Raw genomic sequence first — 25,103 nt, forward strand, 5'->3', positions numbered from 1 at the left:
CAGCAGCGACAGGATCATCGCATTCACACCGACCGACTTGCCCGAACCCGTGGTACCCGCCACCAGCATGTGCGGTGCCTTGGCCAGATCGGTCACCACCGGCTTGCCGGTGATGTCCTTGCCCAGGGCCATGGTCAGTCTGGAGCTTTGGGTATGGAAAGACTCGGAACTCAGGATCTCGGAGAGGCGGATCATTTGCCGGGTTGGGTTGGGGAGTTCCAGCCCCATGCAGGTCTTGCCGGGGATGGTTTCCACCACACGAATCGACACCAGACCCAGCGCGCGGGCCAGATCTTTCATCAGGTTCACGATCTGTGAGCCTTTTACACCCGTTGCGGGGTCGATCTCGTAACGGGTGATGACCGGGCCGGGGTAAGCGGCGATGACTTTGACTTCGACGTTGAAGTCCGCCAACTTGCGTTCAATCAACCGGCTCGTGAATTCCAGTGTTTCGTGGCTGATGGTTTCTTGTGCCGCAACGGGCGGCGTCAGCAGGTTGAGCGCGGGCAGGGCGGCCTCGCCGGGCGGCAAGTCGGTGAATTCAAACAACGAAGGCTGCGCAGCCTTCTTCTGTTCCTGCACCGCTTTCTTTTCTTCCGCCTTCACCACGGCCTTGGCAACCGGGATTTCCATCACCGGTTCAGAAATCACCAGCGGTGGTGCTTCGTCTTTCTTTTTCTTCTCGACACTCACGCGCTCTTCACGCGCGACAGAAGCCTGTCGGCCAATGCGCCGGTCCTGTGCCGCTTGCCAGGTGTCGATAACCTTGAGGACGACCCACTCCACGATGGCGCCAATACGCTCCATCAGATCGAGCCAGGATAAGCCGGTAAACAAAGAAACGCCAACCGCCCACAGGGCAGCCAGGGCAACGGTGGCGCCGGTAAAGCCCAGTGCGTGATACAGCCAGCCGCCCAGCGCCAGCCCCAGAACGCCGCCGGGGGAAAGAGGCAGGCTGAAATGAATCGAGTGCAGCCGCAGCGCTTCCATGCTGCAACTGGACAAAATAATGGCCAGAAAACCAATGCAAGCCAGAAACACTACCGGGCGCGAGGATTCACTTACGCGATCCAGCCTGCGATAGCCCCACCAGATGGCCGCAAACAAAAACGCGACCCACCACCAGGCGGAAAAGCCGAACACAGAGAGCAGGATGTCAGAGAGATAGGCGCCAAAGAGACCGCCGCGGTTGTGCACATCGGCTCGAGTGGCACTGTGTGACCAGCCAGGGTCTGCCGCGTGCCAGGTTGCCAGGGCCAACACCAGGTAAAGGACTGCCGCGACCAGCAGTAACCACCACGATTCACGCAACACGTTGGCCAGTTGCGGTGGCAACGCAGAACGCGACGAGGCGTTAGAGACATTTTTCTTGCGAAAGAAAGCCATGTGACCTGGAGCTGGGGCCGGAATAATGAGACTTGGGGATTATAACGACAAGCGGGCTGTGACAGGCGTCACCAGCCGTAAATCGTTGATATTGGGGCGACTCACCGGTTAGGTGGCAGAAGGGTGTCGCACAGTTAAGACACCTGTCTGGCGATGGGGCTGGTGTTACAGGTATGCCGCCAGCTTGCTTTCCATCATGCGGGGGTTTTCACCATTGGCGATGGTGATCAGGCCCTCGGTCAGCATTTCACGACGGCGAACTTCGGTGCCGATATGAAATTTGAGCTTGTTGGCGATCGGCAAGAAGATCAGGTTGGCCGAGCCCACGCCGTAAATGGTCGCCACAAAGGCCACTGCAATGCCCGCGCCCAGCCGGGAAGGGTCAGAGAGGTTTTCCATGACGTGGATCAAGCCCAGCACAGCGCCCAGAATGCCGATGGTGGGTGCGTAGCCGCCTGCGGCTTCCCAGATCTTGGCTGCAGCCTTTGCGTGAAGCTCCCACGCGTCGATATCCAGTTCCATGGCGTGACGGATGGTTTCCGGTTCTGCGCCATCAACCAGCATTTGCAGGCCACGTTTGACGAACGGGTCTTTCTCGCTCTGAACAAATTGCTCCAGCCCCAAGAGGCCGGCGCGGCGTGCTTGCTGGCTCCAGGTGGTCAAGGTATTGAGAATGCGGCGGAAATCGTGGGCGGGCGGGATAAAGACCCACTTGACCATGCGCATGCCGGCGACAAAATCCACGACACGGCTTTGCAGCATGACGGCACCGGCGGTGCCGCCAATCACAATCAGGAAAGCGGTGAATTGCAGCAGGGAGCCGATGTGGCCACCCTCCAGCCACTGGCCGAGAGTAATGGCGACGAGGCCCAGCAAGAGGCCGATGACACTGATTTTATCCATGCGCCGGGAGGGTCATTGTTGTTCAGGTTATTTCGGCGGCAGCCGTGTTTTCTTTAATTGCGTACTTACTTTAAATCAATTTGCTTTGATCAATGACCAATACCGGTATCGCACTGACCAATAAGACACGATCAGCGATGCAACCAGTCTTTAAGCTGCGTGCGCAGCCGGCCGATGGCCTGACTGTGCAACTGTGACACGCGTGATTCAGTGACGCCCAATACGGCGCCGATTTCTTTCAGGTTCAATTCTTCATCGTAGTACAGCGCCATGACGAGCTGTTCACGTTCAGGAAGTTTCTTGATGCCTTCAATCAACATGCTTCTGAAGCCGGCATCGGCAATCTGGTTGAAGGGGTTGGCAGTATGATCCGCCGCGACCTGATCCAGATAGTTGTTGTGCTCGTCTTCGTCTTCAAAATCTTCGTAGTACACCAACTGATGGCCACGTGCGTCGGCCAGCATGCGCTGGTATTCATCCAGCGGTAAGCCCATGGAGCGCGCGATTTCGCTCTCTGTCGGTGCGCGGCCTAACTGATGCTCCAGGGTAGCCAGTGCGTTTTCGATCTCCCGCATGTTGCGGCGGGTCTGGCGTGACGCCCAGTCTGCATTGCGCAGTTCATCAAGCATGGCACCACGAATACGTTGTGAGGCAAAGGTCTCAAACTGCACACCGGTCGATGGATCGAAATTGCGTGCTGCCTCCATCAAGCCCATCAGGCCCACCTGAATCAGGTCTTCAACATCCACGCTGGCTGGCAGACGCGACACCATGTGGTAAGCGATACGCTTGACCAGCGGCGCATGCCTGGTAACCCGATCGTCGTCACCGGCGTTCTGGGTTTGTTTGTAAAGGTGCAAAGCGCGTTGTGCGGGCATTGGCAAGGCTGCGGATTACGGCAATATCAATATAACAAATCGGGTGCGGCATGCTGCGCTTGTGCGCGATCAGGCCGCCCTTCGGGGCGCTGTTGCTACTTGATTGTCATATCAATCACCCATGCTCGGCAACCCGCTTGTAAGCTTTTGGGCCTTTTACCAGGCATTGCCTTGCGCCAACTCATCTTGCAGACGCTGTAGCAGGGCCAGTCGGGCAGGGGCAATTGCACCGTCAGTCACGGCCTGGCGCATGGCGCAGTCAGGCTCCTGGCGGTGGCGACAATTATGAAAGCGGCACTGTCCTACAAACGGGCTGAAATCCGGCATCAGCCCGGGCAGGGTTTCTTCCTTGATATGAGCAAGGCCAAACGACTGCACCCCGGGTGAGTCGATCAAGTCAGAGCGTTCATCCAGGTGATAGAGCGTGGCATGCGTGGTGGTGTGCTTGCCGCTATCGAGCGCGGTAGAGATATCGTTTACCCGCGCTCTGGCTTCCGGGATCAGGGCATTCAACAGTGTAGATTTGCCCATCCCTGACTGGCCCACCAGCACAGAGATATGACCCTCCAGCCGTTCACCCAGCGCGGAGACGTCTTCTTTGGCCGAGAGCGCCAGTAGCGGATAGCCCAGTTTCTCGTAATAAGACAACGCTTCACGCGCTGCAGCGGCTTCTGGCAGATCGCACTTGTTCAACAAGATCAGCGGCGTGATGTCCTGTGATTCTGCTGCAATCAGCGTGCGGCCGATCAGCTCATCCAGATAGCTGGGTACGGGCGCCACCACGATCACAATCTGCGTGACATTGGCGGCAATCAGCTTGGAGCGCCATTGATCAGAGCGATATAGCAGCGATGTGCGCGGCTGCACTTTTTCGATCACTGCTTGTTCACCGTTCAGGATCTGGATATCAACCAGATCACCACAGGCAAAGTCAGATTTTTTGCCACGGGCACTGGCGGAAAGACGCTGGCCCCCGGTCGTTTCTACGATATAGACACGACCATGACTGGCGACGATGCGGGCGCTGTCTGTCATGTGTCAAGCCAGCCGTTTGAGGGCGGCGACACGCAGGCTGGCCGGCGGATGACTGTCGTAGTAAACACTGTGCAGCGGGTCAGGCGTGAGCGTCGAGGCGTTGTCGCGGTACAGCTTGACCAGCGCATTGATCAGATCCCCTGCGGACGCTTGTTCGGCGGCGTAGGCATCGGCTTCAAATTCGTGTTTGCGTGACAGCCAGGAGCCTAAAGGGGCAAACAGGAAAGTAAACACGGGCAGTACCATAAAGAACAGCATCAGCGCGGTCGCGGTAGTTTGGGTTTGTACTCCCAGACCGTTATAAAACCACGGCGTTTGCATCAGTTGGCCCAGCAGCCACAACAAGCCCAGCATCAGCACAAAAGTAAAACCGATACGCTTGATGATATGACGGCGTTTGAAATGACCCAGTTCATGCGCGAGCACGGCTTCAATCTCGTCGCCATCCAGTTGTTTGAGCAGCGTATCAAAGAACACGATGCGCTTGGATTTACCCAGACCCGTGAAATAGGCGTTGCCATGGCTGGAACGTTTTGAGCCATCCATCATGAAAATGCCGCTGGCCACAAAGCCGCAGCGCGTGAGCAACGCTTCGATGCGCAAGCGCAAGCTTTCATCGGGTAGCGGCTCAAATTTGTTGAACAACGGCGCAATCCAGGTCGGGAACACCCACATTACAAACAGGCTGAACCCCATCCAGGTGAGCCAGACCCACAGCCACCAGTGCGCGCCCATTTGCTGCATCAGCCACAGCACAAAGGTCACCAGCGGCAGGCCAAGCACCGCTGCGATGCCAGCAGTCTTGAGCAGATCACCCCAGAAAATGGCCGGAGTACTCTGGTTAAAACCATATTTAGCCTCAATACCGAACGTGCTATGCCACGAAAACGGCAAGCTCAGTAGAGTCTGGATGATCGCCACGAGAGCAATCATGGCCACGCCAGCGGCAATGCCGGTACCAAACCAGTGTTGTGCCAGCTGAGTCAGCCATTCGATACCTCCGCCCAGGGTGAAGGCGGCCAGCACCATGGCTTCGAACACGGTATGTACCATGCCAAAGCGTGTTTTTTCGACGGTATAGTCTGCGGCGCGCTGGTGCGAAGTCAGCACGATACTGCCGGCGAACGCATCTGGTACGGCATCGCGGTGTCGGCGGACATGGTTGATCTGACGTGCAGCCAGCCACAATTGCAGCAGTACGCTGGCCACCAGGGCAAACACGAAAAGGGCAGAAAACTGGGTGGAGGTCATTCGGTCCAAAAATCACTGATGCGCCGGCTGGCGCGGGTTTGCAGGACAAAAGAGTAGACAGCCAGTATGCCACATTTTGCCTTCATCCCGCGCAGCCTCACGGTGCTCTGGGGGTGGGTGATGGCCGTACCGCGCGGCGTAAATTGCGCTGGCGTACCGAGCGCCAGCTCCCCAGTATCAATAACAGCGCGAACACGACCAGCACTATCGGCAAGACGCGTGGCACCTTGGCCAGTAGTGGTGCTTCACCGCCTTTTCGCGAGGTTGCGACGTCCTCCGTGGTCACATGCACGTTCTGATTGCCAAACTGTTTGAGTGCGTAGTTGGCCAGCGCAGCGATATCGGCGTCAGACAGCGGATTAACCATGCTGTCCGGACCAAATCCGGGCATGAATACGTGACGACCGTCCGGCAAAGGACGATCCACACCATTGAGAATCACGGCAATGAGGTTGCTGGGGTTGGCGTGGCCTAACGCCGTATTGTTGGTCAGCGAGGGATAGGCATTGTCGGCTGTTCCCATACCGCTGGGCTGATGACAGGTGGCGCAATTGGCACTGAATAGTTCTGCCGGGCTGGTGGCGTGGCTGCTTTGCGTTACGCCCGATGTGCCACGCAAGGTTGCGTCATCATGGGCGGCCTCGCCCCAGGCGTAGGCGGGTTTGGTTTCTGCCGTGTTGCGGATGGGCGCAAGAGTTTTGATATACGTTGCCATGGCTTGTAGATCGGCGTCGGTCAGATGGCTAAGGCTGTCTGATACCGCTTCTGCCATAGGCCCCGCGGCGGCGGCTTTGCCCGGGACATGGCCGGTTTTCAGATACTGGACCAGTTCATCCTGCGACCAGCCACCCACCCCGCTCACTGGATCAGAGGTGATGTTGGGCGCATACCAGGCACCTAACTGGCCACCCGCGAAGGGTGCATCGCTGCGCTCTGCCATCATCATGTTTCGCGGCGTGTGGCAGGCGCTGCAGTGTTCCAGCGCATCCACCAGATATCTGCCGCGATTGTATTGGTCACTCTTGCCTTGCTCAGGCTGGAAGACACGCGGGTCCAGAAACAGGCTGTTCCAGACCGCCATGGAGAGCCGGATATTGAACGGGAACGGCAGCCGCGTGCGTTGGGGCTGGATATCAACGGGGGCTACACCATGCATGAGGTAGGCATAGAGGGCTTCGACGTCTTCCGGTTGCAGCCTGGCGTAGGCGGTGTACGGCATGGCCGGGTACAGATGGGCACCATCTTTGCGGATGCCTTTGCGTAGCGCGTTGTCGAAATCCTGCAGCGTGTAGCTGCCAATACCTGCTGTGGTTGACGGTGTGATGTTGGATGAATAAATAGTGCCCAGCGGCGAGGCAATACCGTAACCGCCCGCAAATGGCTTGCCGCCGTGCGGGACGGTGTGACAGGCGATGCAGTCAGCTGCACGGGCGAGATATTCACCACGCTTGATTTGTTCAGTACTGATCTCGGCGGCCTGCGCCAGCAGGGGTGCCAGCAGCAAGCTACACAAGGTGATCCGGGCAAGCGCAACAAGACGATGGGTCATGGCGGCATGCCCTCAGGTGGTGACATGCCCAAGCTGGCGCTTGAGCGTGTCGGCAATACGCAGGGAAAGGGCGGCAATAGTCAGCGTGCAATTCACACTGCCGGCTGAAGCCATCACCCCGCTGGTTGCCAGATACAGGTTGGCGTGATCGTGAGCACGACAATCGCCATCCACGACCGAGTCTTTGGGGTTGCTGCCCATGATGACTGAACCCATCAGGTGATTGTTGGGCGCGAATGCATCATCAAACGTGACCTCAGTGCCCCCAAACAGCTGCGCGATCTTTGCGTAGGACTCATGCGTATGCTCGGCGCTGCGTTTGGTGTAATCGCCAATCTTGTAGGTGATTTCCATGCGTGGCAGGCCGAGCGCATCTTTCTGGTCTGACAACACAAGGCGGTTGTCGGGGTCAGGCAGGATGTCGTGGAAACTGTTGATGTTGACCGTGTGCGACGCCCGGTAGCGGATTTCCTCATCCAGCTTTTTACCAGCCAGCCCCATGGATAGCGCCTTGAGCGTGGCCTTGCGGGTTTGCGACTGGTTGTTGAGATGCAGTTTCTTGCTGGCCCACTCACGCCGGAAATCGCCATCCCGGTGATCGACAATCGAGGTCAGTTCCATCGGCCCGCGCCCGGGCCACAAGGGTTCGTTGGCCAGAAATGTCACCCCCGTGCCCGGGTGGTCCATCAAATTGCGGCCGACCTGGTCTGAACTATTGGCCAGACCGTTAGCGAACTTGTCAGTGTTCGACATCAGCAGGATTTTGGCAGATTCCAGCGCATTGGCCGCCAGCACAAAGTACTTGCCGGTGACACGATGGCTGTTGCCCTCCGGGTCTTTGTACAGCGCGGCGATGATGTTGTCGTGCGCATCAACTTCAAGCCGGTAAACCACCGCATTGGTCAGCAAACGTGTGCCCGCGCGCTCTGCCTTGAGGACGTGAACTATCCCGCTGTACATCGCCGCGATCGGGCAGATGGGCATGCAGTTGTTGTTGCCGCAGCAGGTCGGGCGCTCATCATATGGGCGGCTGTTCCGCGCCACGGGTTCCGACACCAGCCTGAAACCGTTGGCATTGAGGACATCCGAAAACCGCTGGTCGTTGTACGAAAGTGGCAGGTGATCCATGGGGTAGTTCTGCTTGCGCGGCGAGCCCAGGTCCGTGCCGTCGTTGGGGCCGGAGACACCCAGCTCCAGTTCGGCTTTGTAGTACCAGGGTTCCAGGTCGTCATAGCTGATCCCCCAGTCTCGCCCCACGCCATACACCTGTTTCATGTGAAAGTCGTTGGGCAGAAAGCGCCAACAGGATGCAGCCCAATGCCAGGTAGTCCCGCCGACCACGCGCAGATATTGCGAGGCATATGCCTTGGCGTCTGGCCCTTTCAGGATCAAATAATCGTTGTCCGGTTTGTATTCCGGATGCGGCGCATGTTTAGACGCAGGGTAGGGTTGCTGGTTGTCGTCTTTGTTGGCTCCGTTGCGGTAGTTCTCAACAATGCGCCAGCGCTCAAGGTGTGGGCCGGCTTCCAGCATCAATACAGAGATACCGGCGGCAGAGAGGTCGTGCGCGACCAGCGCGCCAGCCACGCCAGAGCCAATAACGATGACATCTGCAGAATGATCATTTGCACGCATGAATGGTTTCCGGATCAGGCCAAAGGCGGTTTTGCCGACCAATACAAAGGCGCAGCCTGGCAGTAAGACGGGGGCATGGTGGCATCCTTGACGAGATCAAACATCAAGGCATTGGCGTAGGTAATGACCAGGGCATCCGGGCCATCACCCACCACGCCGGAATACCATGCGGCGACGATGGAGCGTGCGGTTTTAGCCAGTTCCGGCTTGTTGGCATCCAGCGCCGCGAGCAGTTCATCGGCGTTGGTCAGACTGTTGGTCTGCGCTTCACCGGCGATCTCTTGAATCTGGCTATCCAGCTGGCTGTTTTTTGTACCCAGCGCTGAGTAAAACCGGTGGGCGATGGTGGCATCCAGTTGCGGGCGGCCAGTCAATAACTGTGATAACTGCAAAAAGGCAGCATCCTGCGCCGGCGTATCGGCAAACACGGTTTGCACCAGTCGGCCTGATACCGCCAGCGTGCCAATCAACAGGCTGGTGGCCAGTAGCACGCGGCGGCGTGCCGGGCTGGCGGGCTGGTCGGGCGGGATTGCGTGTGGATCACTCATGGTGCGGGCGCTCCAGGCGGCGAGGGGTCGCTGAGATGCTCAGAACATTCTCTTGAGTTTCGGCAGGCAAACCGTCCTGAGCAAGGTTAACTCTGCGCCAAATGGTGCAGGAATCGTCTTACATGCACGCCGTTGCCATTCAGTCCGGCCGGATCGCAAGACGCCCGCTGCCGGCACCAGCCAGCGCCAGGTAGCCGCCGGTAATGGCAATGTTCTTCCAGAAATGAATGAACTGGTTGCCATGCTGGGCGGCATCGGCCACATCCCAGAAGTTATGGAAAAACAGCGCCGTGGCCACGGTATAGATGGCAAAGACCCATGCCAGCAGACGTGTCTGCCAGCCCAACACCAGCAAGATGGCAAGCGGCAGTTCGACAACGATGGCAATCACGATGCCAACCTGCGGTAAAGGCAAGTTGTGCGAGGCGGCATATTGCACCGCGCCGTCAAAGGCCATGACTTTGGAAAAACCACTTAAAAGATAAAGCAGCGCGAGCAGGATGCGCGCGGCCAGCAGACTGACATCACGATTCGGCAAAGGGGCAGGCATGTTGGGCTCCCGGTGAGGGCGGGCCTGGCCTGGGCAATATCGGGCTATCCCGCTATTTCTTTCTTGTTGAGCGCCATGCCAATGTCAAGGTGGCCGCGGCGCATGCGAGGGATGCGCTATAATCGGCGCATTCTGAATCAGGCAAGCAAGGAACGCGCAATGGCACAAGACCAGAACAATCTGCTCTGGCTGGACATGGAAATGACCGGTCTGGACCCGGACAACGATCGCATCATCGAGCTTGCCATCGTCGTCACAGACAGCCACCTCAATATCCTTGCCGAAAGCCCATCCTGGGCCGTACACCAGCCCGACAGCGTGCTGGATGCCATGGACGACTGGAACAAAGGCACGCATGGCCGCTCTGGCCTGATTGACCGCATCAAGGCATCGACCTTGAGCGTGGCCGATGTTGAACGCGAAGCACTGGCTTTTGTGCAGCAATACGTGCCGCAGCGTACCTCGCCCATGTGTGGCAACTCCATCTGCCAGGATCGCCGCTTTATGGCCCGTGGCATGCCGCAACTGGAAGAATGGTTTCACTACCGCAATCTGGATGTCTCCACGCTCAAAGAACTGTGCAAACGCTGGCAGCCGGAAATCGCCCGCCAGTTCAAAAAACAAGGCAAGCACACAGCGCTGGCAGATATTCACGAGTCAATCGAAGAACTCAAGTTCTACCGTGAACACTTCCTGCGTGTACCTGCCGCACCGCTGATTGTGGATTGATGGTCTGACGCATGACTGGCCCGCTGTTGCGGGCCTGTGTTTTTGGCAGGGCGGTAACGCGGACTGACCATGGCTTTCGTCAGAAAACGGGGTTGTTCCGGCCCCACTGGATTCCGGTTCAGGGCCGGAATGACGAGTCAGCAGAGGGCGTGACAAGGCAGTGAAAAACAGCCAGCACTGCGGTCCTCATGCAGCAGCACAACTGGATTCCCGCGACCGCTTCATCCAGGCTACGAAGTAAACCGACTCACCTCCACATATTGAAAATATGCCGCAAGACGCCACTTACCCCACTTACGTGCTGGCCGAAGAACTCGGCCATTTGCTCATGGCTCACGGTCAAACGGTCACCACTGCCGAATCATGTACGGGCGGGTTGATCGCTGGCGCGATTACCGACGTACCCGGTTCCAGTAGCTGGTTCGAGCGCGGTTTTGTCACCTACGCCAACAGCGCCAAGGTCGATATGCTGGCCGTGCCACCCTTGTTCCTGGAAACCGTGGGGGCCGTGAGCGAACCCGTTGTGGCGGCCATGGCGCAAGGCGCCGCCGATGCGGCGCGGGCGCAATGGGCTGTTGCCGTATCTGGTGTGGCTGGTCCGGGTGGTGGCTCGGCAGAAAAACCGGTCGGTACAGTCTGGTTTGCCTGGGCTACGCCCATGGGTATAGAAACAGAACGCAAGATTTTCAGCGGTGACCGTCACGCCGTGCGTGCAGCCACAGTGCAACACGCGCTGCGTAAACTCATCGCATTCATCAAGGATAATCAATGACCACGGTTGTGGTAGTCCGTAAAGGAAACCAGGTCGCCATTGCGGCGGATAGTCAATCCACCTTTGGCGAAACCCGTCTCGGTGCGGGGCTGGATGCACAATGGAACAAGATTTTTGAAGCACATGGCGGGTATTTTGCGATCTCCGGTAGCGCCGCGCATGACCTTGTCTTGCAGGCCGTGCTCAAGAAGCCCAAAAAGCTGGACTTCAGCAGCCGTCCGGCCATTTTTGAGAGCTTTCGCAAACTGCACGTTAAACTGAAAGACGATTTCTTCCTCAAAACCGAAGAGGAAGACAACGACCCCTATGAATCTAGCCAGATGACCGTGTTGCTGGCCAATCCGCATGGCATTTATGGCATTTTCAGCCTGCGTGAGGTCTACGAATACAGTCGGTTCTGGGCCATCGGCAGCGGCGCTGACTACGCGCTGGGTGCCATCCATGCACATTATGACAACCCGGAAATGGATGCAGCGGAACTGGCGCGGATCGGCGTGGAAGCCGGTTGCGCGTTTGACGTGAATTCATCGCTGCCCATGACCAGCTATACCATTGACCTGGCAAAATCGTAATTTGCCAGGTTGATCCCGGAATCAGCCAGCCAAGGCAATCAGGAATACATCATGCAAGACATTCTGGAACGATTTGTATTTGAAGAAGCACCCGTGCGCGGTGAAGTCGTGCAACTGCACGATACCGTGCATGAAGTCATGAGCCGTCACAACTACCCGCCCGTGCTGCAAAAGCGCATTGGCGAACTGATGGCTGCGGCCGCGCTGTTGTCGGCCACGCTCAAGTTTGAAGGCACCATGATCATGCAACTGCACGGCTCCGGCCCGGTAAAGCTGATTGTGGTGGAATGCACCAGCGATATGACGCTGCGTGCCACTGCACGTTGGGATGGCGATATTCCGGATGCAGAACTGGGTGATTTGCTGGGCAAAGGCCGTTTTATCATCACGCTGGACCCGGACGAAGGCGAAACCTATCAGGGCATCGTGGCCTATGAAGCGGGTCAGACGGTCGCGCAAATCATTGAACATTACATGCAGCATTCCGAACAACTGGAAACCCGCATGTGGCTGACCAGCCAGAACGGTGGCGCAGCGGGTTTGCTGGTGCAAAAAATGCCGGCGGGAAAGGGCGACGCCGATGCCTGGGATCGCGTGCAGAAACTGGCTGAAACCATCACCGACGATGAACTGTTGGGGCTGGCCCCGCGTGATGTGTTGTACCGCCTGTTTCACCAGGAAATCGTCCGCGTATTTGATCCGCAAACCCCGCGCTTTGCTTGCACCTGCTCACGTGAGCGCGTCGGCGGCATGCTCAAGATGGTGGGTCGCGAAGAAGTGGAAAGCGTGATTGAAGAGCGCAAGAAGGTCGACGTAACCTGCGAATTCTGTGGCAAGGAATATGAGTTTGACGCCGTCGATGTCGCGCAACTCTTCACGGGCGCAGCCCCGGTGCCTCCAGGTCCGCAAGTACATTGATGACCCGTTGATCGGTCACCCGAAAAAAGGCGCCTGCAGGCGCCTTTTTTGTTGCCCGCCGCGCCGTATATGCCACAGCGGCGCTACAAGATTTCCCGCATCTTCTGCCAATTGCCGGCTGTTCAGCCACAATGACAACAGCTTATGCATTGGTGATATGGCCCGCTTCAAACCGGCAGTATCACGCAAGTTCATGAAATAAAGACGTTTTTGTGAGGCTGGTGCGGTTCCGGCCTTGGGCAAACCGGATTCTGATTTCAGGAGTAAAGCATGCAGGCTCGCTGGTTTCTGGCAGGAATGGTGCTGGCTGCAACGGCCAGTCAGGCGTTCAGTGACGATGATGTCATCCGCCTTGGCAACCTCAAATTCGCCCACTACGGCGCGATCTCTTATATGAAAGAACTGGCGCCCAAATGTGGCATCAAGATTGAAGAGCGCATGTTCGCCAAGGGGCTCGATATCATGCCGGCCATTGTGGCAGGGGATATCGATGTCGCGGCCAGTGCGGCCGATGCCGCCATTGCCGGGCGGGCCGGCGGTGCGCCGATCTACGCTGTGGCGGGTTTTGCCAAAGGTGGCGCGCGCATTGTGGTGGCAGCAGGTTCGCCCATCAAGAAGGTGGCCGACATGAAAGGGAAGAAGATCGGCGTGGCACGCGGTGGGGCGCAAGAACTCTTGTTGTTGGCCGAACTGGCCAAAGCGGGACTGACCTGGTCTGACCAACCCGGCAAAGACGTGCAGATTGTCTATCTGCCATTTGCTGATCTGAACCAGGCGCTGATGCAAAAGCAGATCGACGGTATGGCGCAATCCGAACCGCAAGCATCGCAAGCCATCAACAAGGGCTTTGGCACGGAACTGCTCAAGCCGTATGACACGCCCATGGGGGAACCCATCCGTACCTTGGTGATGACGGAAAAGCTCTATAACAACAAGCCTTTGGCGGCCAAGTTCATGAAATGTTTTGTGCAGTCCACCCGCGCGTTTATGGATGATCCCAAACTGGCGCAGAACTATGTCGTCAGCAATATGTTCAAGGGCCAGATTACCGCCGACGACTACAAAGACGCCATCGAAAACTCGCCGTTTGCCTATGAACTGACGGTGGAGCATATCCAGACCACCACAGACTTCATGGTCAAGTACGGGGTAGGGCGCATGGCCAAACCGCCAGTCGCCAAAGACTGGGTGAAGCTTGATCTGCTGGATCAGGCCAAAAAGTCGCTCAATGTGAAGTGAGGCAGTGTGGCTGAATCCCGTTATAAAGCCGCGCTGCGCGGCGTGTGGGTGCCACTGGTGCTGTTGATCTTGTGGCAGTTGGCGGCAACCCTCAAATGGATCAACCCGCAGGTCTTGCCATCGCCAGTTCAGGTGGTGGTGCGCTGGTGGGCCTATCTGACCCCGGCTGATCCCTACGATCCGGCCAGTGGCGGCAGGCTGGCCTGGTTGTTTTCGGGCGAGCTGATCCGTGACGCCATCGGTAGCCTGACCCGCGTGGTGTCCGGCTTTGTCATTGGCACTGTGCTGGCACTGCCGTTGGGGTTGGCGATGGGTGCGAGTACCCGCGTGAATGACTGGTTCAACCCGCTTGTTCAACTCATCCGGCCTATCCCGCCCATCGCGTTTATCCCGCTGTCGATCTTGTGGTTTGGCCTTGGTAACCCCCCGGCCATCTTTCTGATTGCGTTAGGTGCGTTTTTTCCGGTGTTGATGAACACCATTGCCGGCGTACAGCATGTGGATGTCATTTACTTGCGTGCCGCGCGCAATCTGGGCGCAGACCGCTTTACGCTATTTACGCGGGTGATCATGCCGGCTGCCACGCCGTATATCTTGTCCGGCGCGCGCATCGGCATGGGTACGGCGTTTATTGTGGTGATCGTGGCGGAGATGATCGCCGTGAACAACGGCCTGGGTTTTAGAATCCTGGAAGCACGCGAGTACTTCTGGTCCGACAAGATTATCGCCGGCATGCTCAGCATTGGCCTGATTGGCCTTGCGATCGATCTGATCATGGCCCGTATTAACAACCATCTGCTGCGTTGGCACCGTGGCCTGGAGCGTGACCGTGGCTGAACCGCAAATCCGCATTGCGCACGCCAGCAAAGTGTTCACCTCTGCCGGCGGTGATATTGAAGCCCTGCGCGACATCAGTATTGATATTCCGGCTGGGCAGTTTGTCTGCCTGCTAGGGCCCTCGGGCTGCGGTAAATCCACGTTATTGAACGCCGTGGCGGGGTTTTCTCTGGTTACCAGCGGGCAGATACTGGTCGAAGGCAAACCAGTGACCGATACCGGCCCGGATCGCGGCATGGTCTTCCAGGAATACGCGCTGTTTCCGTGGATGACTGTCGCGCAGAACATCGGCTTCGGCCTGCAAATCCGCAAAACACCCGTCGCGACCATCAAACAAACGGTAGATCGGCTACTGGAAACGCTGCGCCTCACTGAATTCAAAGATCGCTTTCCCAAGGATTTATCTGGTGGCATGCGTCAGCGTGTGGCCATTGCGCGGATTCTGGCGCTCGATTCCCCCATCATGCTGATGGATGAACCCTTTGGCGCGCTGGATGCACTTACCCGCCGCAGCCTGCAAGATGAACTCTTGAAGATTCAGGCGTCCCTGAGAAAAACAGTGCTGTTTGTCACGCACAGCATCGAAGAATCGATCTACCTGGCCGACCGGATCATCGCGCTCTCATACCGGCCAGGCACGGTGAAGCTGGATATCGCAGTGGATTTACCGCGCCCGCGCGATGCCAGTTCGGCTGAGTTCAACGCGCTGAAACGGCAACTGGCAGAAGTGGTGATGCATGAACAGGAACGGCACCAGGAGGCGGAGGTGCGTGGGTTGACGGTGGATTAAAACCCGCTCCCTGGCTGCGCCAGGTGAGCCTCTTCCTCCGCCGTATTCTCCCGGCCCAAGACCGCATTGCGATGCGGAAACCGCCCAAACGCCTCAATCACAGCATGATGCTTCACCGCAAACTCGTAATAGCTTTGCATCTCCGGATCGTCTTTGAACTGCGCCATCAGAAAAACACAGCGGTGCTGATGTACCAGGTCTTCTGAGTGCTCCAGCGGCAGATAGAAAAACACCCGCTGTACCGGCGCAACCTGCTTGTCCCAGCCGTTCTGGATGGCCACCTCAGCCCAATGCCGGGCATGTTCATCTTGCGCAAAGGCCTGGGCGGAGTCCCGGTACAGGTTGCGGCTGAACTGATCCAGCAGGATCACCAGCGCCAGCGCGCCTTGCGGGTCTTTGGCCCAGCCATCAAGCTTGCCTTTGGCGGCATCATGCAATGCACTTTCAAAGTGGCGGCGGATGACGTGATCAAACGCGTCGTCTTTCTCAAACCACACTTTGCGTGGCTGGTTGAAGTCCGGGTCATCCGGGCAGCCAAACCAGAAGGCCAGCACGGTATCGGGCGTGACTTTGTGTGGCCGGCGGCCGGATTTAACCTTGCCTTCCGGGCTGGCGCGGTGAATGAGTGGCGTGTCAGACATGGCAGCGTCGTTACAACGGGAATGTTTCAGGATAACGCGTTGGCATGAAGTGCGCCAAACCACGCCACAGGCGGCCCGCCAGGCTTGACCGCGGGCGCGTTGCCAGTGCAGACTGCCCGCCATGAATTTTTTAACGAAACCCGCTTTCACGCATTGGTGGCGCTTCTCATAAGAGCAGTGCGTGGTTTCGTCTGTAAAACCCGGATTCTGCTCACGTCGGCAAACCGGGTTTTTTTATGCGCGGCGTGCCGGCAGGGCACTCGGCAAACGATTTGAGGCTAGAGAACGTCATGTCTACCAACACCGTCACTTCCAGCGACATCATCCTGACCGGCGACCGCACTACCGGCCCGTTGCACCTTGGCCACTTTGTCGGCTCCTTGCGTAACCGCGTCGTACTGCAGGATGTCTGCAAGCAATACCTGCTGCTGGCCGATACCCAGGCGCTGACCGACAACATGGGTAACTACACCAAGGTGAGTGAGAACGTGCTGCAAGTGGCACTGGATTACCTGGCGGTGGGGATTGATCCGGCCAAAAGCACCATTTTTATCCAGAGCCTGGTGCCAGAGTTGCCTGAACTCTTTTCGTACTATCTGAACCTCGTGACCGTCTCGCGGCTGGAACGCAACCCGACGATCAAGGACGAAATCAAGCTGCGCGGCTTTGAACGTGACATCCCGGCGGGTTTCATGACTTACCCGGTGGCTCAGGCTGCGGACATCAGCGCGTTCAAGGCGACGGTCGTGCCAGTCGGCGCTGACCAGATCCCGATGATCGAGCAAACCAATGAGGTGGTGCGCAAGTTCAACGCCAGCGTGAACCAGGAAATTCTGGTCGAATGCCGTGCGCTGGTGCCGGAAAACGGCGCACGCCTGCCGGGTATTGATGGCAAGGCCAAGATGTCCAAGTCTTTGGGCAACTCGCTGACCCTGGGTGCGTCGGCTGACGATATCACCAAGGCCGTGAAGATGATGTACACCGACCCGAACCACCTGCGTGTGGCTGATCCGGGCCAGGTGGAAGGCAATGTGGTGTTTACGTATCTGGACGTGTTCGATACGGATGTCGAGAAAGTGGCAGAACTCAAGGCGCACTACCAGCGTGGCGGCTTGGGTGACAGCGTGATCAAGCGTTATCTGGAAGAAAAACTGCAAGCCCTGCTGGCTCCGATCCGCGCGCGCCGTGAAGAACTGGCGGCGAATCCGGATCATGTGATGGCCATTCTGAAGGCGGGCACCGAGAAGGCCCGTGAGCAGACGGGCAAGACGCTGGATGAAGTGAAGCGTGCCATGGGGATTGTTTACTTCTGATTGTGGCTCGTTGCGGCGAAGTGGTTAAAAAAGGCGGCTTTGGCCGCCTTTTTTATTACTGAAAAACCAGGGCGGGTTTGCGTAGCAATCCATCAGCAGCTAAACCCGGTAAAATCGCGTTTTTCCAGACAGTGAATCAGCCCATGCCGGTATGTGATGTTGTAATCGTAGGTGCCGGTGCGGCGGGGATGATGTGTGCCGCGACTGCGGGCCAGCGTGGCCGCAAGGTGGTGCTGATTGATCATTCCACCAAACTGGCCGAGAAAATCCGTATTTCGGGTGGCGGCCGTTGCAACTTCACCAATCTGGATGCCCGGCCGGAGTGTTATCTCTCTGATAACCCGCACTATGTGAAATCTGCATTGGCGCGGTATACGCAGCACGATTTCATCAAGCTGGTGCAAAAACACGGCCTCGGGTTTCATGAAAAGACACTGGGTCAGTTGTTTTGCGACGACGGCTCGCAAGCCATCATCGATATGCTCAAGGCCGAAGTGGATGACGGTGGCGCGACATGGCGCATGGGCACGGCCGTGCTGGCGGTCAGGCAAGTCGACGGCGGTTTTGAGGTCGAGACGGCAGCAGAAACCTGGCGATGTCAGTCACTGGTTGTGGCATCCGGCGGGTTGTCGATCCCGCAAATCGGCGCGACGGCGTGGGGTTATGAACTGGCAAAACAGTTTGGGCTGAACGTGTTGCCGACCTCCGCAGCACTGGTGCCACTGACGTTTCAGCCACAAGACTTGTGGACCGAACTGGCGGGTGTGGCGATTGATGATGTTGAAGTACGCAGCGGCAAAGGCAAATTCCGTGAGGCTATTTTGCTGACGCACCGTGGTGTTTCCGGCCCCGCGATTTTGCAGATATCGTCTTACTGGCTGCCCGGTCAGCCCATCATCATCAACCTGCTGCCGGATATGGATGTCGCAGAATGGCTGGCGTCAGCCAGTCGGGATGCCCATTTGCTGACAATCCTCTCGGAAAAACTCCCGCGTAGTTTCGCTCAGGCGTTCATTACCCGTTGGGGACAGAACCTGCCACTCAAGCAGTACAGCCCCAAACAACTGGCCAGCCTTGGCCCCGCGTTGCAGCAGTGGCAAATGGTGCCGTCCGGCACGGTAGGCTACAAAAAGGCTGAGGTCACGCGGGGTGGGGTGGATACGCGCGGCCTGGACTCCAAAACCATGATGGCCAGGTCTGTACCTGGTTTGTACTTCATTGGCGAGGTCGTTGACGTGACCGGCTGGCTAGGCGGGTATAACTTCCAGTGGGCGTGGTCTTCAGGCTATGCGGCGGGGGCCGCTGCTTGAGGCAAGGCTTGGCAATAAAAAAACGGCGTCATCAAGGCGCCGTTTTTTTATTGCGAAAAGGTCAGGGTCAACGCATCCGCATGCGGCTCATGATGCCGTCCTTGAGTACAAACTGGTGGAACAATGCGGCCAGAATATGAAGCCCTACGATGTAATACACGGCGTTGCCGACAAATTCATGGAAGTCTTTCACCGGCCCACGCAGATCAGGGTTGGCGGCAAAGAAATGCGGCAATGTGGTGCCAAAGAACGCGACGTCGCGGCCACCGGCCTGCACAAAGTAAATACCGGCCAGCGGCAGGGCAAACATCACCACATACATCAGAAGGTACAGCAGTCTGGCCGCACCGATTTGCCACAACGGGCCCGGCACGGGCCGCGGGGCAGGACGTGTAAAGCGGACTGCCACGCGCACACAGGCCAGAATCAGCACCAGCACGCCTGCCGTCATATGAATCATGGTAATAAACGGGCGGGACGGGTCGGTTTTGGGGACAAACCCACGATACTCAATCGCGGCCAGTGCAATCGCAAACAGTAAAAACATCAACCAGTGCAGCAGCACCAGTGAAGGCGCATAGCGGTTGGTTTGCATGAGCCCCATCCCCCTCGTTTGTCATCTCAAAAGCCGCCATCATGTCAGGGCGGACTTAATCAGCACTTAACACAAATCAAAAGCGCCCCGGTTTGACGGGGCGCAATTGAGTTTGCTGCAAAACATGGGGCGAATGCGATTAACGCAAGCCCAGCACGTCTTGCATATCAAACAAGCCACTCTTTTTATCTTGCAAGAAGCGTGCTGCACGCAGCGAGCCGGCCGAGTAGATCAGACGGCTGGATGCTTTGTGGCTGACTTCAACGCGCTCGCCCATGCCAGCGAAGATCACGGTGTGATCGCCCACGACATCGCCGCCACGCAAGGTGGCAAAACCGATGGTTGAAGGTGAGCGCTCACCGGTAATGCCTTCACGGTCATACACGGCGACGTCTTTCAGCTGACGGCCTTGCGCTTCGGCTACGACTTCACCCATGCGCAGGGCGGTGCCAGAGGGCGCATCCACCTTCATGCGGTGATGCATTTCCAGAATTTCGATGTCGTAACCGGTGGCCAGCGATTTGGCGGCGATTTCCAGCAGCTTGAACACCAGGTTCACGCCGACGCTCATATTTTGCGCGTACACCACACCGATCTCGCCTGCGGCAGTCTGAATCGCGGCCTTGTCGGTCTCGCTCATCCCTGTGGTGCCAATGACGATATTCACGCCGTGCTGGCGACAGACTTCAAGGTGCGCGAGTGTGCCTTCCGGGCGGGTAAAGTCGATCAGCACGTCGGCGTTGGCCAGGGTACTGATGTCATCAGTAATGAGTACGCCGCTTTCTTTGCCGAGGAAGGCGGTCGCATCCAGCCCTAGTGCAGGGCTGCCAGCACGATCCAGCGCAACGGCGAGTTCGCAATCATTGGCCTCGGCAACGGCCTCGATCAGCATGCGGCCCATACGGCCGCTGCTGCCGGCAATGGCAATTTTTAAAGACATAGTCGATATTCCATCAGTCAAACCGGCAAAGCGGATTACCTGGTTGCTGGCGCAGAGGCAGCCGGCGTGGCGGATGCGGATGCAGCAGCGGTGACCGGGTCATCCAGCGAAGGCGCGCTGGCGCTGTTGTCAGCACCCAGCTTGATCAGCTTGTTGGCTGGCAAGACATCGCCACCCCAGCTCTTGAGTTTGTCGCTTTCAAACACCACGTGGAATGTATGTTTTTCGCGCAACGAACCGCCCTTGGCGTCGGTGTAGATGTAATCCCAGCGGTCCGAATGGAACGGGTCGGTCAGGAGCGGCGTACCCAACACAAAGCGAACCTGGCTGCGGGTCATGCCTTCTTTCAGTTGCGTGACCTGATCCTGAGTGACTTCATTGCCTTGGGGAATGGCCAGTTTATAGGGGGTAAGAACGTTGGCGACATTGCAGCCGGCAAGGACGGAAGCGGCGGCAATGGCCAGAAAAAATGATTTGATATGCATGCGTCTGGGCTGTTTCACAACGTGGGTCGGTTGGAGCGTAGGGTGCAAACGCTATATCATAACCTGTTCTTGCGGCTTGCCGCAGCCACGTGGGTACAAGTTGTCGATACAGACTGTGAACCTGCGTGCAATACCATCTATAACCATGACGGGGTAAGCAATGAGCTCTGCTGCTGATCTGAAAGAAATGGGCCTGAAGGCCACCGGTCCCCGCCTGCGCATTCTGAATCTGTTCGAAAACAGCGAACAGCGTCACATGACGGCTGAAGATGTCTACCGGCTCTTGCTGGCCGAGAACATTGATATCGGTCTGGCGACGGTTTATCGCGTGCTCACCCAGTTTGAGCAGGCCGGCATTCTGGTTCGCCATCACTTTGAAACCGGCAAGGCCGTGTTCGAAATGAATCAGGGCGGTCACCATGACCATCTGGTCTGCATGAAGTGTGGCAAGGTAGAAGAGTTTTGCGATCCGGAAATCGAAAAACGCCAGGATGCCATTGCTGACAAGCATGGTTTTGAAATCCAGGACCACGAAATGTATCTGTACGGTTTGTGTGCAAACTGCCGTATCAAGTAACCGGTTATTGCCGCATGGCGGGAGACAGCGGTGATTGCATGGCTGGATGACAGCAACCGGTTTCCACCTTTACAGCATGCCATGGTGGAACCCAACGGGTTATTGGCGGCAGGCGGTGATCTTTCTCCCCAGCGCTTGCTGGCTGCGTATTACCAGGGGATTTTTCCCTGGTATATGCCGGGTGAACCGATCCTCTGGTGGAGCCCCAACCCACGCATGGTGCTGATGCCTGAGAAACTGCACGTACCCGGTTCTCTTGCCAAAACCCTGCGCAACAAACCGTACCGGGTCACCTTTGATCTGGTTTTCGACGAAGTGATCAACGGTTGTGCCTCGCCGCGGCGTGGGGAAAACCTGACCTGGATCAGCCAGGAAATTCGGGATGGCTACGGCGCGTTGTACCAGTTGGGTTATGCCCACAGCGCCGAATGCTGGATGGATAATGAACTGGTTGGTGGTTTATATGGCGTGGCCATCGGCAACATGTTCTACGGCGAGTCGATGTTCGCACGGCGGCCAGATGCCTCCAAGCTGGCATTTGTGCATCTGGTCAGGTATTTGCGTGAACATGGGTTTGGCATGATCGATTGCCAGATGCATACTGAACACTTGGCACGGTTCGGTGCCCATGAAATTGATCGGGACCAGTTTGCCCGTAAACTGGGAGAACTCGTGACAGCACCCAGGGCGCCGGCACACTGGCAATACGATTTTCACAATCCGGGAAGCTGATATGAACCCGCGTGGACACACGCTGCAACTTCAGTTTTACGCGACGACGTCTTACCCCTGCAGTTATCTGCCCGAGCGCATGGCACGTTCGCAAGTCGCTGTGCCGTCTGAATTGATCGATGCGCGTACCTACAGTCAATTGGTGCTGCACGGTTTTCGGCGTAGCGGGCAGTTTGTTTACCGCCCGCACTGCGATCACTGCCAGGCCTGTGTTCCGGTGCGTATTCCAGTGGCTGATTTCGTGGCCGACCGCTCCCAGCGGCGAGCACAGAAGCAGCACGGCAACTTGCGCACGCGCTTGCTGGGGCTGGAGTACTCAGAAGCGCATTTCCAGCTTTACCAGCGTTATCAGTTGATCCGTCACGCTGGCGGCGGCATGGATCAGGATAACCGCGAGCAATACGAGAATTTCATCCTCAAGAGCAATGTGGCCAGTTTTCTGGCCGAATTCCGCGATGACACCGGTGTACGCATGGTCAGTCTCATTGATCAGCTTGATGATGGTTTATCGTCCGTTTATACCTTTTATGATCCGGACATCACGGGCGCCAGTTACGGTGTCTTCAACATTCTGTGGCAAGTAGGTCTGGCTAAACAGCTGGGGCTACCCTATCTGTATTTGGGTTACTGGATCGAAGACTGCCGCAAGATGGCCTATAAAACGCGCTACCAGCCCATGGAAGGGCTGGTGAATGGTGAATGGCAGCGCCTGCCACCCGAGACGGCGCCAGCGCCAGAGACCAGCCGGGTTATTCCGCTGCACCAGAAATAACGCAGGCCCATCAGCATGAAAAAAGCCGGATCATTGATCCGGCTTTTTGTTTGCCAGGCGACAAGGTCAGTTCGCCAGCCCGTTATGACGCAACAACGCATCCGTTTGTGGCGCACGGCCCCGGAACGCGATGAATGATTCCAGCGCTGGACGGCTGCCACCCCGGGCCAGGATTTCCTTGCGGAAACGTGCACCGGTTTGCGGGTTCAGTACTCCGCTTTCTTCGAACGCTGCATACGCATCAGCAGATAACACTTCCGCCCATTTGTAGCTGTAATACCCGGCCGCATAACCGCCCGCAAAGATGTGGCTGAAACTATTGGGGAACCGGTGATAATCCGGCACGCGCGGGGCATCGAATTCTTCCAGCAACTGGAAGTAACGCTGCAGGGCGCGCGGGCCGGTTGCATCGACGTGCAGTTCCATATCGAAAACGCTGAACACGATCTGGCGGATCATGGCTGAACCGGACATGAAATTGCGCGCGGCCAACATCTTGTCGAACAAAGCCCTGGGCAGTGGTTCGCCGGTTTGTACGTGGCTGGTCAATTGCGGCAGCAGTTGCCATTCCCAGCAGAAGTTTTCCATAAACTGGCTGGGCAGTTCGACGGCATCCCATTCCACACCGTTGATGCCTGATACATCGCGCTCGTCCACTTCAGTCAGCAGGTGATGCAATGCGTGGCCGGTTTCGTGGAAGAGGGTAATGACGTCATCGTGCGGGAGCAGTGCAGGCTTGCCCTCTACGCCCTGAGCAAAATTGCAGATGATCAACGCAACCGGTGTTTGTACCGTGCCATCAGGCAGTTTGTGGCGGCTGCGGACTTCGTTCATCCATGCGCCCCCTTGCTTGCCTTCACGCGCGTACATATCCATGTACAGGCCACCAACGAGGCTGCCATCCTTGTTGCGCAGCTCAAAATAACGCACATCCGGATGCCATACCGGTGCATCAGCCGGTACAAATTGCAAACCGTACAAGGTCTCGACCAGATGGAAGAGCCCCTTGATCACGGTTGGCTCGGTGAAATACTGTTTCACGTCTTGCTCAGAAAATGCGTAGCGTGCTTCGCGCAGTTTTTCCGAGACAAAAGTCTGATCCCACGGCTGCAACGTCGAGATACCCAGTTCATCCTGGGCAAAGCGCAGCAATTCTGCACGATCTGCCTGCATGTACGGCTTGGCACGATGGCCCAGATCGCGCAAAAAGCCCAGTACTTCGGCCGGGGTATTGGCCATTTTGGTTTCCAGAGATTCCTGGCCGTAGCTGGCAAAGCCCAGCATCGCGGCGCCTTCCTGGCGCAGGGCGTGGATGCGATCAATCAGCGGCGAGTTATTCCAGTCGTTCTTGCCAAATTCTGCCGCGCGGGTGGCGTAGGCGTGGTACAGCTGCTCACGCAGCTTGCGGCTGGTGGCGTATTGCATGACCGGGAAATAACTCGGCATTTTCAGCGTGAGCTTGTAGCCGGTTTTGCCATCGGCCTGCGCCTGGGCACGGGCAGCCGCCAGATTGTCTTGTGGCAAGCCGTCCAGTTCGGCCACATCTTCGATGTACAGCGCGAAGTCATCGGTGGCATCCAGCACATTTTGGGAGAACCGCGTCGTCAGCTCAGAGAGTACTTCGGCGATTTCCTTGAAGCGTTGCTTCTCTGCGGTGGGCAACTCGGCACCAGACAGTCGAAAACCGCGCAAGGCGTGATCAATTACCACACGGCGGGCGGGCTCGAACGTGGCATAGGCCGGGCTGGCCGCAATCGCTTTGTAGTGTGCGTAGAGGGCTTCATTCTGGCCCAGCTCGGTAAAGAAATTGGAAATCCGGGGGATATTGCTGTTGTAGGCCTCGCGCAGCTCAGGGGTGTTGACCACGCTTTCCAGGTGACCCACGGTGCCCCAGGCGCGGCCCAGTTCTTCCAGTACTTCATCCAGTGGCAAGACAAAGCTTTCCCAGGTCGGGTTTTGCAGCTTTTCGGCACGGGCAACAGCCGCAGTGGCCGCCTCAAGCAATTGGTCAAGCGCGGGGGAGACGTGTTCCGGGCGAATGTCGGCATAACGCGGCAGGCCGGAAAAATCGAGCAAAGGATTGGCTTGGGTCATATAGGACTCGTTTAATATGAGTGCGGCAACCGGTCTGGCCGGTTCCACAGGG

At 57.4% G+C, this 25,103-nt stretch carries 26 protein-coding genes; 12 read left to right on the forward strand and 14 right to left on the reverse strand.

The features are described 5' to 3' along the window. From IEX44_RS09755 to IEX44_RS09795, 9 genes are all read right to left on the reverse strand, one after another. Positions 1-1,386 (reverse strand): DNA translocase FtsK (locus tag IEX44_RS09755; RefSeq protein ID WP_188692581.1); only part of this gene is annotated, 1,386 nt, incomplete at its 3' end. Between the two features lie 165 nt (positions 1,387-1,551). Next, a complete protein-coding gene (locus IEX44_RS09760) occupies positions 1,552-2,289 on the reverse strand; it encodes a flagellar motor protein (protein WP_188692586.1) in 738 nt (245 codons plus the stop codon). A 131-nt stretch (positions 2,290-2,420) separates the two neighbouring features. Next, the gene (locus tag IEX44_RS09765) at positions 2,421-3,167 is read right to left on the reverse strand and encodes an RNA polymerase sigma factor FliA (RefSeq protein ID WP_188692588.1); all 747 of its coding nucleotides are present in this window, start codon (positions 3,165-3,167) and stop codon (positions 2,421-2,423) included. A 156-nt stretch (positions 3,168-3,323) separates the two neighbouring features. Then, positions 3,324-4,202 (reverse strand): ribosome small subunit-dependent GTPase A, encoded by an 879-nt coding sequence (gene rsgA, locus IEX44_RS09770; protein WP_188692591.1) that lies wholly within the window; start codon positions 4,200-4,202, stop codon positions 3,324-3,326. Between the two features lie 3 nt (positions 4,203-4,205). Next, positions 4,206-5,453 (reverse strand): M48 family metallopeptidase, encoded by a 1,248-nt coding sequence (locus IEX44_RS09775; protein WP_188692596.1) that lies wholly within the window; start codon positions 5,451-5,453, stop codon positions 4,206-4,208. Between the two features lie 97 nt (positions 5,454-5,550). Then, positions 5,551-7,002: a cytochrome c gene (locus IEX44_RS09780; RefSeq protein WP_188692598.1), complete on the reverse strand. Its 1,452-nt coding sequence runs from the start codon at positions 7,000-7,002 to the stop codon at positions 5,551-5,553. 12 nt (positions 7,003-7,014) lie between these two features. Beyond that, positions 7,015-8,637, reverse strand: a complete 1,623-nt coding sequence (locus IEX44_RS09785; RefSeq protein WP_188692602.1) for a GMC family oxidoreductase — start codon at positions 8,635-8,637, stop codon at positions 7,015-7,017. 14 nt (positions 8,638-8,651) lie between these two features. Then, entirely contained in the window at positions 8,652-9,185 is a 534-nt protein-coding gene (locus tag IEX44_RS09790) for a sugar dehydrogenase complex small subunit (RefSeq protein WP_188692605.1), read from the reverse strand. A gap of 139 nt (positions 9,186-9,324) precedes the next feature. Further along, complete coding sequence (locus IEX44_RS09795; protein WP_188692608.1) at positions 9,325-9,735, reverse strand: DoxX family protein; 411 nt, start codon at positions 9,733-9,735, stop codon at positions 9,325-9,327. Positions 9,736-9,894: 159 nt separating this feature from the next. Between IEX44_RS09795 and orn the strand changes: the two genes are divergently transcribed. The 7 genes from orn (at position 9,895) to IEX44_RS09830 (ending at position 15,592) form a co-directional block, all read left to right on the forward strand. After that, positions 9,895-10,464: an oligoribonuclease gene (gene orn / locus IEX44_RS09800; protein ID WP_188692610.1), complete on the forward strand. Its 570-nt coding sequence runs from the start codon at positions 9,895-9,897 to the stop codon at positions 10,462-10,464. A gap of 268 nt (positions 10,465-10,732) precedes the next feature. Next, complete coding sequence (locus IEX44_RS09805; protein WP_188692612.1) at positions 10,733-11,236, forward strand: CinA family protein; 504 nt, start codon at positions 10,733-10,735, stop codon at positions 11,234-11,236. Continuing rightward, on the forward strand, positions 11,233-11,808 hold the full coding sequence (locus tag IEX44_RS09810) for an MFS transporter (protein ID WP_188692614.1): 576 nt from the start codon (positions 11,233-11,235) through the stop codon (positions 11,806-11,808). The genes IEX44_RS09805 and IEX44_RS09810 overlap by 4 nt, the downstream gene beginning before the upstream one ends. Positions 11,809-11,859: 51 nt before the next feature. Next, a complete protein-coding gene (hslO, locus tag IEX44_RS09815; RefSeq protein WP_188692615.1) occupies positions 11,860-12,726 on the forward strand; it encodes an Hsp33 family molecular chaperone HslO in 867 nt (288 codons plus the stop codon). A gap of 270 nt (positions 12,727-12,996) precedes the next feature. Beyond that, on the forward strand, positions 12,997-13,965 hold the full coding sequence (locus tag IEX44_RS09820; RefSeq protein ID WP_188692616.1) for an ABC transporter substrate-binding protein: 969 nt from the start codon (positions 12,997-12,999) through the stop codon (positions 13,963-13,965). Between the two features lie 6 nt (positions 13,966-13,971). Further along, complete coding sequence (locus tag IEX44_RS09825; RefSeq protein WP_188692619.1) at positions 13,972-14,802, forward strand: ABC transporter permease; 831 nt, start codon at positions 13,972-13,974, stop codon at positions 14,800-14,802. Beyond that, a complete protein-coding gene (locus IEX44_RS09830) occupies positions 14,795-15,592 on the forward strand; it encodes an ABC transporter ATP-binding protein (protein ID WP_229678930.1) in 798 nt (265 codons plus the stop codon). Before IEX44_RS09825 ends, IEX44_RS09830 begins: the two co-directional genes overlap by 8 nt. Here the strand turns inward: IEX44_RS09830 and IEX44_RS09835 are convergent. Beyond that, complete coding sequence (locus IEX44_RS09835) at positions 15,589-16,233, reverse strand: DUF924 family protein (protein WP_188692625.1); 645 nt, start codon at positions 16,231-16,233, stop codon at positions 15,589-15,591. The genes IEX44_RS09830 and IEX44_RS09835 overlap by 4 nt on opposite strands. Before the next feature lie 290 nt (positions 16,234-16,523). Between IEX44_RS09835 and trpS the strand changes: the two genes are divergently transcribed. Beyond that, on the forward strand, positions 16,524-17,546 hold the full coding sequence (gene trpS / locus IEX44_RS09840) for a tryptophan--tRNA ligase (protein WP_188692628.1): 1,023 nt from the start codon (positions 16,524-16,526) through the stop codon (positions 17,544-17,546). Between the two features lie 143 nt (positions 17,547-17,689). Then, positions 17,690-18,856 (forward strand): BaiN/RdsA family NAD(P)/FAD-dependent oxidoreductase, encoded by a 1,167-nt coding sequence (locus tag IEX44_RS09845; protein ID WP_188692631.1) that lies wholly within the window; start codon positions 17,690-17,692, stop codon positions 18,854-18,856. Between the two features lie 67 nt (positions 18,857-18,923). On the opposite strand, the gene IEX44_RS09850 is transcribed toward IEX44_RS09845, so the two are convergent. The 3 genes from IEX44_RS09850 to IEX44_RS09860 form a co-directional block, all read right to left on the reverse strand. Beyond that, positions 18,924-19,451 carry a cytochrome b gene (locus IEX44_RS09850; RefSeq protein WP_229678932.1) on the reverse strand — a complete coding sequence of 176 codons (528 nt, stop codon included), beginning with the start codon at positions 19,449-19,451 and terminating at the stop codon, positions 18,924-18,926. A 139-nt stretch (positions 19,452-19,590) separates the two neighbouring features. Then, positions 19,591-20,391: a 4-hydroxy-tetrahydrodipicolinate reductase gene (gene dapB, locus IEX44_RS09855; protein WP_188692637.1), complete on the reverse strand. Its 801-nt coding sequence runs from the start codon at positions 20,389-20,391 to the stop codon at positions 19,591-19,593. 35 nt (positions 20,392-20,426) lie between these two features. Next, complete coding sequence (locus tag IEX44_RS09860) at positions 20,427-20,876, reverse strand: outer membrane protein assembly factor BamE (protein ID WP_188692640.1); 450 nt, start codon at positions 20,874-20,876, stop codon at positions 20,427-20,429. A gap of 160 nt (positions 20,877-21,036) precedes the next feature. Between IEX44_RS09860 and fur the strand changes: the two genes are divergently transcribed. From fur to IEX44_RS09875, 3 genes are read left to right on the forward strand one after another with little or no spacing between them, the layout of a single operon-like run. Next, positions 21,037-21,453, forward strand: a complete 417-nt coding sequence (fur, locus tag IEX44_RS09865) for a ferric iron uptake transcriptional regulator (protein ID WP_188692643.1) — start codon at positions 21,037-21,039, stop codon at positions 21,451-21,453. Positions 21,454-21,483: 30 nt separating this feature from the next. Continuing rightward, complete coding sequence (gene aat, locus IEX44_RS09870; protein ID WP_188692646.1) at positions 21,484-22,185, forward strand: leucyl/phenylalanyl-tRNA--protein transferase; 702 nt, start codon at positions 21,484-21,486, stop codon at positions 22,183-22,185. 1 nt (position 22,186) lies between these two features. After that, a complete protein-coding gene (locus IEX44_RS09875) occupies positions 22,187-22,957 on the forward strand; it encodes an arginyltransferase (RefSeq protein ID WP_188692649.1) in 771 nt (256 codons plus the stop codon). 66 nt (positions 22,958-23,023) lie between these two features. Here IEX44_RS09875 and IEX44_RS09880 read toward each other — a convergent pair whose 3' ends face one another. Continuing rightward, entirely contained in the window at positions 23,024-25,051 is a 2,028-nt protein-coding gene (locus IEX44_RS09880) for a M3 family metallopeptidase (protein ID WP_188692653.1), read from the reverse strand. Positions 25,052-25,103 lie beyond the last annotated feature (52 nt).

It is taken from the genome of Silvimonas amylolytica (assembly GCF_014645555.1).
GTDB classification, from domain to species: Bacteria; Pseudomonadota; Gammaproteobacteria; order Burkholderiales; family Chitinibacteraceae; genus Silvimonas; species Silvimonas amylolytica.

Bases quoted from the DNA above. Each gene is read 5' to 3' on its own strand.
- IEX44_RS09845 (WP_188692631.1), top strand. From the start codon at position 17,690: ATGCCGGTATGTGATGTTGTAATCGTAGGTGCCGGTGCGGCGGGGATG.
- IEX44_RS09820 (WP_188692616.1), top strand. From the start codon at position 12,997: ATGCAGGCTCGCTGGTTTCTGGCAGGAATGGTGCTGGCTGCAACGGCC.
- IEX44_RS09795 (WP_188692608.1), bottom strand. From the start codon at position 9,735: ATGCCTGCCCCTTTGCCGAATCGTGATGTCAGTCTGCTGGCCGCGCGC.
- IEX44_RS09835 (WP_188692625.1), bottom strand. From the start codon at position 16,233: ATGTCTGACACGCCACTCATTCACCGCGCCAGCCCGGAAGGCAAGGTT.
- IEX44_RS09805 (WP_188692612.1), top strand. From the start codon at position 10,733: ATGCCGCAAGACGCCACTTACCCCACTTACGTGCTGGCCGAAGAACTC.
- orn (WP_188692610.1), top strand. From the start codon at position 9,895: ATGGCACAAGACCAGAACAATCTGCTCTGGCTGGACATGGAAATGACC.
- IEX44_RS09790 (WP_188692605.1), bottom strand. From the start codon at position 9,185: ATGAGTGATCCACACGCAATCCCGCCCGACCAGCCCGCCAGCCCGGCA.
- dapB (WP_188692637.1), bottom strand. From the start codon at position 20,391: ATGTCTTTAAAAATTGCCATTGCCGGCAGCAGCGGCCGTATGGGCCGC.
- trpS (WP_188692628.1), top strand. From the start codon at position 16,524: ATGTCTACCAACACCGTCACTTCCAGCGACATCATCCTGACCGGCGAC.
- IEX44_RS09810 (WP_188692614.1), top strand. From the start codon at position 11,233: ATGACCACGGTTGTGGTAGTCCGTAAAGGAAACCAGGTCGCCATTGCG.
- IEX44_RS09780 (WP_188692598.1), bottom strand. From the start codon at position 7,002: ATGACCCATCGTCTTGTTGCGCTTGCCCGGATCACCTTGTGTAGCTTG.
- rsgA (WP_188692591.1), bottom strand. From the start codon at position 4,202: ATGACAGACAGCGCCCGCATCGTCGCCAGTCATGGTCGTGTCTATATC.
- IEX44_RS09765 (WP_188692588.1), bottom strand. From the start codon at position 3,167: ATGCCCGCACAACGCGCTTTGCACCTTTACAAACAAACCCAGAACGCC.
- IEX44_RS09860 (WP_188692640.1), bottom strand. From the start codon at position 20,876: ATGCATATCAAATCATTTTTTCTGGCCATTGCCGCCGCTTCCGTCCTT.
- IEX44_RS09850 (WP_229678932.1), bottom strand. From the start codon at position 19,451: ATGCAAACCAACCGCTATGCGCCTTCACTGGTGCTGCTGCACTGGTTG.
- IEX44_RS09880 (WP_188692653.1), bottom strand. From the start codon at position 25,051: ATGACCCAAGCCAATCCTTTGCTCGATTTTTCCGGCCTGCCGCGTTAT.
- IEX44_RS09875 (WP_188692649.1), top strand. From the start codon at position 22,187: ATGAACCCGCGTGGACACACGCTGCAACTTCAGTTTTACGCGACGACG.
- IEX44_RS09760 (WP_188692586.1), bottom strand. From the start codon at position 2,289: ATGGATAAAATCAGTGTCATCGGCCTCTTGCTGGGCCTCGTCGCCATT.
- fur (WP_188692643.1), top strand. From the start codon at position 21,037: ATGAGCTCTGCTGCTGATCTGAAAGAAATGGGCCTGAAGGCCACCGGT.
- IEX44_RS09775 (WP_188692596.1), bottom strand. From the start codon at position 5,453: ATGACCTCCACCCAGTTTTCTGCCCTTTTCGTGTTTGCCCTGGTGGCC.
- IEX44_RS09785 (WP_188692602.1), bottom strand. From the start codon at position 8,637: ATGCGTGCAAATGATCATTCTGCAGATGTCATCGTTATTGGCTCTGGC.
- hslO (WP_188692615.1), top strand. From the start codon at position 11,860: ATGCAAGACATTCTGGAACGATTTGTATTTGAAGAAGCACCCGTGCGC.